At 56.5% G+C, this 13839-nt stretch carries 15 protein-coding genes and 1 pseudogene; 5 read left to right on the top strand and 11 right to left on the bottom strand.

The genetic code is table 11. The annotated features are described in order from the left end of the window. The coding region (locus JCM25143_RS19190; protein ID WP_025861333.1) for a ShlB/FhaC/HecB family hemolysin secretion/activation protein at positions 1–1656 on the top strand (1656 nt) is incomplete at its 5' end. Between the two features lie 12 nt (positions 1657–1668). On the opposite strand, the gene JCM25143_RS11850 is transcribed toward JCM25143_RS19190, so the two are convergent. Continuing rightward, positions 1669–2598, bottom strand: coding sequence for an AraC family transcriptional regulator (locus tag JCM25143_RS11850; RefSeq protein ID WP_035371244.1), 930 nt, complete (start codon positions 2596–2598; stop codon positions 1669–1671). Between the two features lie 195 nt (positions 2599–2793). On the opposite strand from JCM25143_RS11850, the gene JCM25143_RS11845 reads away from it, so the two are divergent. Continuing rightward, positions 2794–3525 (top strand): SDR family NAD(P)-dependent oxidoreductase, encoded by a 732-nt coding sequence (locus JCM25143_RS11845; protein ID WP_025861331.1) that lies wholly within the window; start codon positions 2794–2796, stop codon positions 3523–3525. 71 nt (positions 3526–3596) lie between these two features. On the opposite strand, the gene JCM25143_RS19185 is transcribed toward JCM25143_RS11845, so the two are convergent. From JCM25143_RS19185 to JCM25143_RS11825, 5 genes are all read right to left on the bottom strand, one after another. Then, complete coding sequence (locus tag JCM25143_RS19185; RefSeq protein ID WP_148300127.1) at positions 3597–4082, bottom strand: DUF3313 family protein; 486 nt, start codon at positions 4080–4082, stop codon at positions 3597–3599. Between the two features lie 52 nt (positions 4083–4134). Beyond that, positions 4135–4395, bottom strand: coding sequence for a hypothetical protein (locus JCM25143_RS22785; RefSeq protein ID WP_199897873.1), 261 nt, complete (start codon positions 4393–4395; stop codon positions 4135–4137). Then, positions 4395–5096: a hypothetical protein gene (locus JCM25143_RS11835; RefSeq protein ID WP_148300126.1), complete on the bottom strand. Its 702-nt coding sequence runs from the start codon at positions 5094–5096 to the stop codon at positions 4395–4397. Before JCM25143_RS11835 ends, JCM25143_RS22785 begins: the two co-directional genes overlap by 1 nt. A gap of 181 nt (positions 5097–5277) precedes the next feature. Next, positions 5278–6666 (bottom strand): ATP-binding protein, encoded by a 1389-nt coding sequence (locus JCM25143_RS11830; protein WP_025861327.1) that lies wholly within the window; start codon positions 6664–6666, stop codon positions 5278–5280. Further along, positions 6663–7385 (bottom strand): response regulator, encoded by a 723-nt coding sequence (locus JCM25143_RS11825; protein WP_035371240.1) that lies wholly within the window; start codon positions 7383–7385, stop codon positions 6663–6665. Before JCM25143_RS11825 ends, JCM25143_RS11830 begins: the two co-directional genes overlap by 4 nt. Before the next feature lie 236 nt (positions 7386–7621). On the opposite strand from JCM25143_RS11825, the gene JCM25143_RS11820 reads away from it, so the two are divergent. Together JCM25143_RS11820 and JCM25143_RS22110 are read left to right on the top strand one after the other, a co-directional pair. Beyond that, positions 7622–7864 carry a hypothetical protein gene (locus JCM25143_RS11820; protein WP_025861325.1) on the top strand — a complete coding sequence of 81 codons (243 nt, stop codon included), beginning with the start codon at positions 7622–7624 and terminating at the stop codon, positions 7862–7864. A 244-nt stretch (positions 7865–8108) separates the two neighbouring features. Further along, positions 8109–8312, top strand: coding sequence for a hypothetical protein (locus JCM25143_RS22110; protein ID WP_234395204.1), 204 nt, complete (start codon positions 8109–8111; stop codon positions 8310–8312). A 9-nt stretch (positions 8313–8321) separates the two neighbouring features. Here JCM25143_RS22110 and JCM25143_RS24135 read toward each other — a convergent pair whose 3' ends face one another. From JCM25143_RS24135 to JCM25143_RS11805, 5 genes and pseudogenes are all read right to left on the bottom strand, one after another. Then, entirely contained in the window at positions 8322–8483 is a 162-nt protein-coding gene (locus JCM25143_RS24135) for a catalase-related domain-containing protein (RefSeq protein WP_234395205.1), read from the bottom strand. A 198-nt stretch (positions 8484–8681) separates the two neighbouring features. Beyond that, positions 8682–9793: pseudogene (locus JCM25143_RS19180) on the bottom strand (catalase); the annotation flags it as partial. A 108-nt stretch (positions 9794–9901) separates the two neighbouring features. After that, the gene (locus JCM25143_RS25525; RefSeq protein ID WP_456303604.1) at positions 9902–10159 is read right to left on the bottom strand and encodes a hypothetical protein; all 258 of its coding nucleotides are present in this window, start codon (positions 10157–10159) and stop codon (positions 9902–9904) included. A gap of 22 nt (positions 10160–10181) precedes the next feature. Then, positions 10182–11189, bottom strand: a complete 1008-nt coding sequence (locus tag JCM25143_RS19175; RefSeq protein ID WP_456303603.1) for a cytosine deaminase — start codon at positions 11187–11189, stop codon at positions 10182–10184. Positions 11190–11233: 44 nt separating this feature from the next. Beyond that, the gene (locus tag JCM25143_RS11805; RefSeq protein ID WP_081773573.1) at positions 11234–12637 is read right to left on the bottom strand and encodes a purine-cytosine permease family protein; all 1404 of its coding nucleotides are present in this window, start codon (positions 12635–12637) and stop codon (positions 11234–11236) included. A gap of 230 nt (positions 12638–12867) precedes the next feature. On the opposite strand from JCM25143_RS11805, the gene JCM25143_RS11800 reads away from it, so the two are divergent. Next, a complete protein-coding gene (locus JCM25143_RS11800; protein WP_025861322.1) occupies positions 12868–13755 on the top strand; it encodes a LysR substrate-binding domain-containing protein in 888 nt (295 codons plus the stop codon). Positions 13756–13839 lie beyond the last annotated feature (84 nt).

The raw sequence follows: 13839 nt of genomic DNA, 5'->3' as shown, positions 1-13839 counted from the left end.
GCCCCTACCCTGCCCACACCCGCGCCGCCTGTGCTCCCGCGCGCCACAGGCGTTATTATTCCCGCTCTCAAAGCGCTGGTTTTTCTGCCCACCCCTGAAGCACTCCGGGCTTCCGGCCTGCCTGCGGGCACGGCGGGTGTGCAGTGCGCGGGCCTGCCCCTACTTGCACAACCGGGCTTCAGCCGCACAATGCACGCTTATCTGGGCAAAAGCCTGCGGCTGGCTGACCTGAATACCATCGCCCGGACCACCAGCGCCTTTTACCGCGCGCATGGGCACCCTTTTGTGTATGTCACCATCCCGCCGCAGAACATCAGCACCGGCGTGGTGCAGGTTATCGTCACGGAATACCGGCTTGGCACCATGACCATCAGCGGCAACCGCTGGTTTTCCACCGGCCTGCTCCAGCGCGAAAGCGGGTTGAAACCGGGTGAAGCTCTGGTTCTGTCGCACGTGCAGGCCGGGCTGGACAGGCTGAACGCAAACCCGTTCCGCACGGTCAATGCCGTGTTCTCTCCCGGTCAGACACGGGGCACAACCGATGTCACCCTCCACGCAAATGACCGCCTGCCTGTGCATGTTTACGGGTCGTTCGATACCGTGGGCGCGCCCGCACTGGGCCGGGGAGAGCTGGCCATTGGCGGCACATGGGGCAATGTTGCGGGCATAGGGCATATTGTCTCCTACCAGTTCACTCACAGCATCAACGATCGCTACAGCGGCCACGCCATAAGCTGGCTCGCCCCCCTGCCATGGCATGACCGGATACAGGTTTTTGGCTCCTATACGCGCGAAATCCCCACCATTCAGGACAGCAGCGCCTATCTGCATGACACCGGGCACAGCGCGCAGGCCAGCATGCGCTATATCCATGACCTGCCCTCCATCACCTTCAGCCCCGACCTGCACCTGAGTGAAGACATACAGCTTGGCTTTGATTTCAAAACCACCAACAACACGCTTGAATTCGGTGGGTTGAGCGTTTTCAAAAACCGTGCGGAGGTCGATCAGTTTCCTATTATCTATAACGCCACTCTGGACGACCCTTACGGCAAGACCATTTTTCAGAACCAGCTTGTGCTCAGTCCCGGCGGGTTAAGTGGTGCCAACCACAACCTGAACTTCCAGACACTCGTGCCCGGTTCAAGCGACCGTTATGTGTATGACACCCTCAGCCTGAGCCGCACGACAGACCTGCCCGCCGGTTTTTCATGGGCTATGCAGGCTGTTGGTCAGTTGGCCAACACCAACCTGATGTATAATGACCAGCTCGGGCTGGGTGGTCTGTCTACCGCGCGCGGCTATTTTTCCGATAGTGCGCTGGGTAGCGAAGGCGTGAGCATTACCAACGAACTCTACGGCCCCAGTTTCAGTATCATGCAGTTTCTTATGCCCGGCAGGGCCGTGCAGGATACCGAGCAGCTCGGCGTGTTTTATGATTACGGGCATACCGCGCAGGTGCATGTCATGCCCAACGCCAATAACGAGGCCGATCTGGCCAGCATCGGGCTGGACCTGCAAAGCAGCGTGGGGCGTTACGTCAATCTGGTTTTCAATATGGGGTGGCGCCTGCGCACGCTGGCCATCAGCCGGGAGGAAAGCGGTTATGGCAATAAAGGCGCTTACGGTAACATGGCCCTTACTATCGGGTTTTAAGCCACCGCTGTCTTACAGCCAGACTTCCTCATTATCCTCACAATACTGATCCATGCCAATCGCGCGGATACGTCTGATATCCGCATGAGGGGGCAGGCCAAGGAGCTTTTTATATTCGCGGTTGAACTGCGAGGGACTGTCATACCCAACATTAAAACCGGCCTCGGCCACGCGCTGGCCTTCATGCAACATCAGACGCCGGGCCTCCTGCACGCGCAGGCGCAGCCTGTACTGCACCGGGGTGAGATGCGTGGCATCATGAAAGCGCTGATAGAACTTGGACTGGCTCATGCCTGCACACTCAGACAGCACGGATATTTCAAAATTTTCCCTGAAATGCTGGCGTAAATACAAAATAGCACGATTGATACCAGACAGGTCGCTACGGTAATTGGCAATTTCACATAAGGTGCTGCCCTGCGCGCCATGCAGCATGCGGTAAATGATTTCCTGCTTGATACGGGGGGCCAGAAAGCTCCGGGCGGACGGCTCGGGCAGGCAGTTGAGCAACCGCCACACAGCATCGAGCAGATCTTGCGTAAGCGCGCTCAACCCCATGCCAAACCGGGGAGAAAGCGCGGTATCAGGAGGGCCGCCAATGGCTGAAATGATTTCGAAAATTTCAAGCGGTGAAAAAGAAAGACACATAGCCAGATAGGGTCTCTCGGCCGATGCCTCAGTAATCATGCCCGAGACGGGAATATCGATGGTGGAGACCAGATACTGCGTTTCGTTATACACGTAGCGCCGGTCCAGAACCGAAATTTCCTTCTGACCCTGTATAACAATATAAATGCGCGGCTCATACACGAACAGCACCGGGTCTGTTTTGCGGGTTGTTTTATAAAGCGTGAGAAAGTCGATCTCTGTCCTGTGGCTTTTTGTCTCGCACAGGCCCGCCAGTCTGGTCTGGATTTTTGACAGGATCGCTTTTCTTGACATGCCGAAATTATCCACTTTCAGACCTGTTATGGAAAATAAGACAATTTTTATGGAAGATCATTCTACCTGTTCCGCCCGCTCCCAGTCCAGAAAAGACAGACATTACAAGGCTTTTCAGCCGGGTATGGCAGGGAGCCGGCCATAAGGGCGCAGGCTCTCCTTTTCTATAAAGCTGCAATAACGGACAGAACAGACATGACAGAACACGTCGCCCTTGTAACAGGCGGAAGCCGTGGCATTGGAGCTGCTGTTGCAGAACACCTTGCGGCTCAGGGTTTTGATATTGCCATCTCCTACGCCCGCAATGCGGCACGGGCAGAAGAACTGGCGGCCAAAATCCGCCAAATGGGCCGCCGTGTCCTGACAATTCAGGCTGACGGCGCCACCATTGAAAGCAACCGCAAGGTCGTGGCTGACACAGTGGCGCATTTCGGGCGGCTGGATGTGCTGGTCTGCAATGCGGGCACCTACCCGCACAACACCATCGACAAAACCAGCATCGAAGACATCGAATACACGCTTAACCTCAACCTGCGCGCCATAATGGTCGAAACGCATGAGGCGGTTCAGCACATGCAAAAAGGTGGGCGCATCATTCTTATGGGCTCCGCCTTTGCCGGGCGCGCACCCTTTCCCGGCCTGTCGCTTTATACCGCCACCAAGGCGGGGCTGCGCGGCTTTGCACAGGGTGTGGCGCGCGATATCGGGCAGCGGGGTATCACCATCAACGTGATCGAGCCGGGGCCAATCGATACGGAAATGAACCCCGCCGATACGGAAGGGGCTGCGGCACTCGCCGGGTTTGTCGCCACAGGCTCGTACGGTGTGGTTGAGGATATTGCCCATATGGCTGCTTTCCTCGCCAGCCCGGCTGCCAGCTACATCACAGGGGCGGCCATTGCCGTCGATGGCGGCCTGCTCGCCTGACCAGCCATGGATGCACGGCGGCCCCGCACGGGCGTGTAACAGGGCTGCCGGATCGCGGGGGTGTTTCTCCCCTACCCCTTTGGGGTCGGGAGCGGTTTTGCACCGTTTTTGGTGAATTCTTCCACCAGCAGGGCCGAAGCAAGGTGGAAGGCGCGCTTGGCATGGGAATAGGGAATCCACTGGCCCATCATGTTCCAGGGCATGCCGTTATTATAGGTTGCAATGGCCACAAGCGTCTCTCCGGTAGCGCCATCCACGGCTATCAGTTCCTCGCTCGCTCCACCCGGCGCGGGCGGGGGAATGGGCGGCATGCCGCCACCTGCCGCACCGGCGGCAAAACCGGCCACAACCGGTATGGCGTTATAATACCACTTGCTCCGGCGGATATTGGTAATGGCCGCGCGGATATGCACCGCCTCCGTGCAGGCCCCACACTCGGAGGCATCAACAACCCGGTAGATTTTACCAACCTGTTTTTTTATTTCCGTGTTGAAGGCATCGGTCATCCGGGTTTCAACTTCCGGCTTGAGATGCGGCGCTTGGCAATAGGGTGCCACGCGACCGGATCAATCACCGCCAGAGTGTATCTTGAAGCATCAAGGCCCGGTTTTACATAAATATGGTCATCGACATGACTTTCTGCGGTGTCATCTCTCCATAGGTTTCCTCGGGCAGAAACCCTGAATGTGTGACTTTCTGGCCTGCGCAGCCCGTCATCATCAAAAGCGCAAGCACGCAACCGCCATGGCGCGTAGTCAAGCCGGAAATCCTGAGCATTATTGGAAATCTTTCTTTAAATTCCTGCACGCATGCAGGCTGGATTGGCATATCCCGGCAGGCACGCTCCAGAAAACAGAACGTGCCGGGCATTATGAGCGCCCGCGCGCAGGCTGGAGGCAGGCAGGATCAGGCGTTTGCAGCACGGCAGACGACATGAGGCGTAACGCCCCCATAACTTTATCGCGCAGCACAGGCAGCAAATGGGGCCTGCGGGCTGTCAGGCCGGGCATTATGGCTGCCTGCCAGTCCAGCATCGTCTGTCCCTCAACGGGGCTGATCACCAGCCGGGCCAGCATACCCTCACCGGGATCAGGCATTCTGCTGACTGTCACTTTCCCGAAAGCGCTCAGGTCTTTCAGGTCGCGCACCCGCTGCGTGCGAATGGAGCCAAGCCCCCAGCCATCGTCCGACACATCAATGCACAGGCTGGCAGGGTTCGGGTTTGTAACCCGCACCGTAATCCGCCCCGAAGAGCGCTCATAAAAGCTGTGCGAAATCGCATCGGAAACCATGACAGCAACCGCCATGCGGATCAGGTCTGGTGCCAGCGCTAGGCTGGCGCTCTCCGCGACAACAAAAAGCGTGATCGTGACATCTGAATTGCGCACGCTGCTGATTGTCGCCTGACAGACCGATTTGACAAACTGCTCAAGCGACTGACGCCCTACCGTCTGGCCCGGCGTGCTGCGGGCCGCGTGTAGCGATAGCCCGGCAGGGCGCGATGGCACCATGCGGTAATACACACCTGACCGGCTGCCTGTCTGGAAACATGATACGGAAGATAACGACATTGTTCCGACCCTCGCGAAAAGAAAACCACTGATGCAAAAAGCCCCTTGCACAACAATAGGAACGGGCAACCGCATGAATGTGGTCTAGCGCATGGGAATGTCGGGAATATCTCGCTATTATGTCCGTGTTGAAATGTTGTGACGGCCTGTATTCATACCCGATACGGGCTATCACATCGCCTTAAGGTGTCTCGTCATGCCGGGGCAGATCAACCCGCACTTCCAGCCCGCCTTCAGGGCGATTGCGCACTGTAATGGTGCCGCCATGCGCCTGAACAGTGGCGAGAGCCGAGGTCAGGCCAAGCCCCACCCCCCCGGTTTCGCGGTTTCTTGAACTATCCCCCCGGAAATAAGGCTCGAAAACACGCCCGATCAGGCTGTCTGGAATACCCGGCCCCGCATCACTTATGGCAATGGTGTAGTGCTCTGGCGTGCAGCTCAGAACAATGGAGGGCGGGGTAGCATATTTGACGGCGTTTTCAACAAGGTTGGTAAAGACCCGCTTGAGCGCGAACGGACGCCCCTGATAAATGACGCGGGCGGGGCCGGAATACTCAATGATGATATTCTGGTCGGCAAAATCGTTGATGATCGTGCGCAGGATACCCGGCAGATCGAATGTCGTAATGTCCTCGCAGCTCGCATCGTCACGGAAAAAAGACAGCGCGCCATCAATCATGGCCTGCATTTCATCAACATCGCGAAACAGGCGGGCCTGCTGTTCGGCATCTTCGATAAATTCACCCCGCAGGCGGATGCGCGTCAGCGGAGTGCGCAGGTCGTGAGAAATGGCCGCGAGCATGGTTGTACGGTCGGTAATGAATTTGCGTATCTGCGCCTGCATGGCGTTGATCGTGCGCACAACCAGCCGCAACTCGCGCGGGCCGGTTTCCCTTATCGGCGGCGAGCTTGGTTTCATGCCTGAACGCCGCACACCTTCGGCAAGGGTTTCAATAGGGCGCGACATCTGCCGCGAGGCAATGAGCGACACCACAACAACCCATGCCACCAGTGCCACCAGCTCCAGTATCAGTCTTTCCGAGGTAAAAAAGCCCCAGCTCCGGACCAGTGCCGCACAGACAAGCCAGCTTCCATCAGCAAGCTGGAGTGCCAGAAAGGTTGCTCCGGGGTATTTTTTCCTGTCAACATGAATACCCGGTTCTGCCGCAACGGGGTTTTCCACACTGAACGGATCCAGACGTATGGCCGTATCGCCTATGAATGCCCCTATGACCTGCCGACCGCGCCGCACTTCTTCCGGTTTGTAATGCGCTGTTTCCAGCACTCTGGCGGTTGCACTCCCCGCTTCAAACCATGAAAACATGATTTTTTCAGTCGAGGCTGCCTGAGCAAGGGGCGTGCGCACCATTGGCGGTGCAACACTAATCATGCGGCTGACAGCCGCGACCTCCTGCAACAATCCCGTCTGTTCAATATTGGGGGCCGCCCAGTACCCACCAAAAGTGGCAAGAAGCTGTAACAGCCCGGCCGTGGTCGCAGCCGCCAGCGCAACGGTGGTAATGAGCCGCCGTGTTATGGTGTCCTCAAACCACGCCCGCCGCTGTGTCACAGCCGTTTGACCGTGGGTGAGAACAGATACCCGCCATTGCGCACGGTGCGAATAACCGAGGGGTTTTTAGGGTCATCCTCCAGCTTGTGTCGCAGGCGGCTGATCTGCACATCAATACTGCGGTCATACGCCGCATGGTTGCGCCCGCGCGCCAGATCAAGCAGTTGGTCGCGCGTCAGCACACGCTGCGGGTGCTCGGCAAACGCCAGCAGCAGCTCGAACTCCCCACCGGACAGAAGCACAAGGGCATTGTCCTGCGCCCGTAACTCGCGCCGCGCGACATCAAGCCGCCAGCCTGAAAACGACAGGATAGGGCGTGTATCCGCGCCATCGGGCCTGTCTGCCTTCTCGGCTGTGCGGCGCAGCACGGCCTTGACGCGGGCCAGAAGTTCCCTCTGGTCGAACGGCTTTGTCAGGTAATCATCCGCCCCGATTTCAAGCCCCACGATCCGGTCTGTATGTTCAGCCATGGCCGAGAGCATGATCACGGGTATGTTGGACGATGTCCTGAGCCTGCGGCACAGGCTGAATCCATCTTCATTACGCAGCATGATATCGAGAATAACGAGATCAATAGAGCCGGTTTCCAAAGCCGAAAACATGGCAACACCATCTTCCGCCACCGACACATCGTAAGCGTGTTTACCAAGAAACCGGGTGAGAAGGGAGAGAATGTCCCTGTCATCATCGACAATGAGAAGGTGAGGCATAACAGTCATGGCTCCACCATAACACAGCCTTTCGGCGTGCTGATTTCTCTAATGTAAGCGCAATATTTCAACATGGAAACATAACACCACCCAAGTGCCTGATCGCGGGCATATTTCATGATGGATATATTTGCGACATCACCCGGAAAGAAACACCCCCCAGAAAGAGGGCATCGGGAAACCAGACGGCTTCCCGGACAGGCAGCGGCACAGGCCGAAGCCTTGCTTTTCCGAGGAGACAGACAATGCGCAGCAATATGGGGCATGGTGTTATCGCCACGCGCAAGACCCCACAAAACGATCATCCGCCTATTCTCTGGGTGCGGTTTTCCCTTTTCGCTCTCTGTATCATGGAGCCTTTCGGGGCTGTACATATCGGCGCGTATCTGTGGCGCAGTGCGCGCGCACGTATCCAGGCCAGCCTTGCACGCAGCCAAAGCCGCACCGCACTGGGCCACGCAGGCCATGACAGTATCCGGTTTCAGTAACGCACCGAAAGCGAGGGCAGACCCCATGCCTGACAAAGCCCCTTTTGCGCCGCCCCCCGAACAGGCACACCCGGCAGGCGATCCGTTACACCACAGGCCCTATCACAGCATCGGCACATTACTACGCGGCGCCAATACTGCGCTGCACGTTATCCTGCCTTACTCCATATGGATAATCATCATATCCTATATAGTATTGTGTATTTCTATATCTTTACTCTACGGGCTGTAGTGCCTTGTGCCCGTGAATACCTGCGCACCATCCCTTGCTGAATACCCGGACCCTATCATGAAAATCCTGCATTCACTGCTGAAGAGCGTGGTCTGGTATGGCGTTGTGCTTTACCTGTTTATCGACAGTCGCAGGCGGCCAAAACCAGACACCGCAACAGAGAACGGGCGGTCATCCCTTTCAGGAACAACCGCCGCACTCACCCGCGCTGACTGACGGCGCGCCCTAGCTCCGGCGCGCCGTTACCCCCTCGCGCACACGCTGGCCGATTGTGGCATCGATTTTCGTCCAGTATTCAAATACGCGCGACAGCACGGGCTCTTCCACGCCCTGCAACACATGCCCCACAATGTTATTGACCAGACGCGTGCGCGCCGCTTCATCCATAACGCGGTTGATCAGCACATTGGCCTGACTGAAATCATCATCATCCGGGCGGAGCGTATAGGCTTCGCGCACGAATGCACCATCAGCCGACCAGACCGCATTTTCGGGAAAACGCTGCGGATCAGCCGTTGGCCCGCCTTTGGAATTGGGCACATAAACAGGGTCACGCGCCTCGCGCACGCGCATAGCCCCCCCTTTGACATAGCCACGCACCGGGCATTGCGGTGCATTAACCGGGATCTGCTTATAATTGACGCCCAACCGCGCCCGGTGGGCATCCGCATAGGCAAAGGACCGCCCCAGCAGCATCTTGTCGGGCGAAAGGCCAGTGCCCGGCACAAAATTGTTCGGCTCAAAGGCAAGCTGCTCGATCTGGGTATGGAAATCCGTCGGGTTGCGGTCAAGCGTCAGCTTACCAACCTCAATCAGCGGATATTCCCCCTGTGGCCAAACCTTGGTCAGATCAAACGGGTTGATACGATAGGCTCTGGCCTCCTCATACGGCATGATCTGCATCTTGAGCGTCCAGCTCGGATATTCGCCCCTCTTGATCGCCTGATGCAGGTCGCGCCGGTGATAATCCGCATCCTCGCCCGCAATCCGGCCCGCCTGCTCCTGTGTCAGGCACCGGATGCCCTGATCGGTTTTGAAGTGATACTTCACCCAGAACCGCTCACCCTCGGCATTCACCCACAGATAGGTATGGCTGGAAAAACCATCCATATGCCGCCAGCTTGCAGGAATACCCCTGTCCCCCATCAGCATGTGACCTGATGGGCGGTTTCGGGGCTGAGTGTCCAGAAATCCCACTGCATGTCGTTGTCACGCAGGCCGTTATCGACACGGCGTTTCTGCGAGTGAATGAAATGCTGGAACTTCAGCGGATCACGGATAAAGAAGATTGGCGTGTTATTGCCAACCATGTCGAAATTACCGTCTTCGGTATAGAATTTCAGCGCAAAGCCACGCGGGTCGCGCCATGTGTCCGGGCTACCGGCCTCACCCGCCACGGTGGAAAACCGCGCCGCGACTTCGGTTTTCACGCCCGGTTGCAGAAACTTCGCCGCCGTATAGCGGCTGACATCCTGCGTGGTTTCGAAAGTTCCAAACGCCCCGCTACCCTTGGCATGCGGCTGGCGGTCAGGAATCATTTCGCGGTTGAAAGCGGCCATCTGCTCGATCAGGTAGTGATCATGCAAAAGAATCGGGCCATCAGCCCCAACGCTGAGAGAATGCTCATCGCTGGAAACCGGAATGCCGGACTCCGTTGTTTGCGTCCAACCCTGCTGGTCAGCCGTTTTTTCACTCATGATACCTCGTTCCCCCCCATGATTATGCTGCATCATGAGAGAAACGCTTTAACGGCTTTTTCTGTTCCCGCGGCTGGCACACGTTTTTGCCAGCCCGCGGGACTGTGCTTATGCCCTTTCAAGATCCGCGCGGGTAAAATCAACATCGCGCTCCATACCATCCAGAACAACCCAGCTCTTGCGCGGCGTGGCACTGGCAATAACCGCACCACGGCGAATGACATAAAGGCGTTCTGCCCGCAGCCTTATGGCCTCGGCCTCATCAGCCGCCTGCAGCACCACAAGACTGGCCTCGGCCCCCGGACTGATCCCGTAATGCTCAAGGCCCAGAATACGGCTGGTTCGGTCGTTACCGCCTGAAAACACGCTTTTATCTCGTGCTGGCCGGTCATCTGGGCAACATGCAGGCCCATGCTGGCGACCTCCAACATATCGTGGCTGCCAAGCCCGTACCACGGTCCATAACGCAGTCATGGCCAAATGCTACGGCAATACCCGCCTCCTGCAGCTCCTTAACCCGGAGCAGGCCACGCCGCTTGGGATAGGTATCGTGCCGGGCTTGCAGGGTGATGTTAACAAGCGGATTGGCAATGGCCCCTATCCCTGCCTCCGCCATGAGCGGAATGAGCTTGCTGACATAGTAATTGTCCATCGAGTGCATGGATGTCAGATGCGACCCGGCTACACGCCCCTGCAAGCCAAGCCGAACTGTTTCCGCCGTGAGCGTTTCGATATGGCGTGAGTTCGGGTCATCCACCTCATCACAATGCATATCAACCCGCAGGCCCCTATCGGCTGCCAGACGCATAAGCTGCCGGATACTCTGCGTGCCGTCTTCGTAAGTTCGCTCAAAATGCGGAATGCCGCCAATAACATCCACGCCCATATCCAGCGCACGCAGCAGATTACGCTGGGCATTGGGGGAACGCAGAAAGCCATCCTGTGGAAAGGCAACAAGCTGGATATCAAGCCAGGGCTTCATGTCCTCGCGCAACTGGGTGAGGGCCTGCACGCCCAGCAGCCTGTCATCGCAGATATCAACATGCGAGCGGATCATGAGCGTGCCACGGGCAATGGACCACAGGCAGAGCTTTTTGGCGTAATCGTAAATGGACTGCGTGCTCAGTTCTGGCCGGAGTTCACCCCAAAGGGCAATCCCTTCAAGCAACGTGCCGGTTTCATTGGGGCGTGGTTGCCCGGCGCGCAGGGCGTAATCCATGTGCATATGGGCATCAACAAAAGGAGGCGTGACAAGGCAGCCCGTCACATCAATCTCCTCAAGGGCCTCTCCCTCAAGGCCGGGCGATACCGCAGCAATCCGCCCATGCGCTATCCCGATATCGACACCACGCTGCCCACCCGGCAGCGTTGCTCCGCGCAACAGCAGATCAAACATTATAAACCCTCGTTTTCAGAAAAATGACCGTGTTCGGGAAAAGTCTATGCCGTGGTGGCTGTATTCACGCGCCCTCTGGCCAGCACCCAGTAAATCAGGCCTGCGGACAGAATGCCGGTTTCAAAACCCAGATCACCCCACCCCAGAGCATGCGTCATCAACGGGCTTGCGAATGTTTCAGAGTTTGAAAAAACGACGGAAAAACCGATACCGATAAGAAAAGCAATCATACCGGGCCAGAATATACCCTGCTGATACCAGTAAAGCCCCCCACGCCACTGCATGATAGCAGCCGGGCTGTAGCGGCCGCCGCGCAGGAAGTAATCAACAATCATGATTGCTGCCCAAGGGCCAGTCCAGAACACCATAGCGCTCAGGAAATTCTGATAGACATTGAAAAAATCGCCTGAATAAACAACAGCAATCCGCATGCAGATTGTAAACAGGGTAATAACTGCCAGCGAGGCAATACGGCTCAACGGCAGGCGCAAAGCCAGCAGACCCAGACTGGCCGTATAACCATTGGGCACATTAGCCGCCACACCACCAAAAATAACCGCCACCAGCAGCGGCACGACAAACCATGTGGGCACAAAATGACCGAGCTGGCTCACAGGATCATTCCCCAGACTGCCGCCCACCGCAACCGCCAGAAAAAGCCCTATAACCTCGCACAGCCCAAGCGCTGCAAACTGCCCCAAACCCGCAGCAAGCGCGATGCGCTTCCAGCTCATGGATTCAGGAAAATAGCGGCTGTAATCAGATGCAAAATTGGTCCAGCCAATAGGGTACGAAGCCACAACACCCAGAGCAAGCAGCCACGCGCTGAACGATCCCTGCTGCTGATTGACTGTAGAAAGCGCATGCAGGGAAACATGCGGCACAACAAAACAGGCCAGCCCTACAAACAACAGGCCCAGCACAACAGCACTGACACCCTCTGCCGCGATAATGGTCGCATGGCCGTAAACCGCAATGGCCACTTCCGCCACCAGCACCAGAACCAGAGCCAGCCATTCATAAGCTGAACCACTCAGCCCCACGATTCTGAACAGTTCCTCAAGCGCCTGTGTGGCAATAATCGAATTGATTGAAAACCAGCTCAACGCGGAAACAACACTCACCGCCTTGGGAAGCATGGCCCCCAGTTGGCCAAAGGCCGCGCCTGCACTCATCATGCTGGAAGTGCCCGTTTTCGGCCCGTGGAGCGAGGTCAGCCCCACCATGGTGCAGCCGATCAGGTTTCCTATGACAATCGCCCATAGCGCCTGAAAAAAAGTAACGCCCATAGCAAGCGTGAAAGCCCCGGTGACAATGACAACATAATTGACATTGGCCCCAACCCAGAGCCTGAACAGTTCAAAAGCCGAGCCATGCCGCTCAGCCGGGGGGATAGGTTCAATCCCGTGGCGCTCGATCGAACCGATCTTGTCGGTCGTGTCAGTCATGGCGGTTATTGTGCGGGTCACCACACGACCTTTCATTTTGATATCAAAATATTATATGCCCTGCACAAACAAGAACCGTGCCCGATATGCCCGGAACCCGTATTGTTCATTCAGCAGAGAAGAAAGGGTGAAAGTCACCCGTTAATGTTGAGTTATATTCACCAGTAATTTATTGTCAAAAGACAAAAATTCACTATAATAATGAAATTAATTCATCATCAGGATTGCCAATGCGAGCCCTGCCGCTTAATGCGCTTCGCGTGTTCGATGCTGTTTTCCGGCACAGAAGCTTCCATGCTGCCGCCACGGAACTGAACGTCACACCCTCAGCCATCAGCCACCAGATTCGCGCACTCGAAGACTGGCTGGGCCTGCGCCTGATCGAGCGCAACAACAAACATCTGAAGTTCGATGCCGATGCCGTTGCTCTGGCCAGCACGGTGCATCTTGCATTTTCTGATATCGCCACGGCATGTGAGGCCCTGCGTGCCAGAACCGTAAAACCACAACTGAGGATCGCCGTTATTCCCTCTGTGGCTATCTGCTGGCTAATCCCCCGCCTGCAGGTATTCCGCAATCAGTCGCCCAACATAGAACTCAAGATTATGTATGCGATTTTTGGGCAGGAACTGCATTTTGACGAAATAGATCTGGCTATCGTCTATGCTCAGAAACCGCCTGTTATCCAGGATTTTGAAACAGTCACATTCCTGTCTGCCGCCAGTGTGCCTGTATGCAGCCAGAGCTTCGTGCAGAACCTGCCAGATCCATCTAGCCTGCAAGGTGTTACCCAAACCATGCTTTTGCATGATACTGACACATCCGGCTGGAAAGAATGGCTCGGCAAAACCTACCCCGAAACAACGACTGATAATGCAGAAATCGTTTTCGAAGACTTCAACCTGCTTCGTGTCGCAACACTAGCCGGTCAGGGCATAGCCCTGTGCCCGCCCGATCTCATTCAGGATGATCTTCAGAGCGGCCGTCTTATCAAATTATCGGATCGCGTGGTTAATACGGATTTCGATTACTTTATCGTCTATCGAAAAGGCTCCGACACCGCGCCATCAGTTACATTTTTCAAATGGCTCATGCAGATGTCACAGCTACCGGCCTGATTGTTCAGGTAAGGTGCCTGAGTGCTGAGTTCATGAGATTCAGAAGACAATATTCAGCGAAATACTGGCTTTCAGCTCCGCTGC

Origin of the sequence: Acetobacter papayae JCM 25143 (genome assembly GCF_000613285.1) — a bacterium.
Taxonomy (GTDB): domain Bacteria; phylum Pseudomonadota; class Alphaproteobacteria; order Acetobacterales; family Acetobacteraceae; genus Acetobacter; species Acetobacter papayae.
This window is presented reverse-complemented; position numbering and strand designations above follow the sequence as displayed.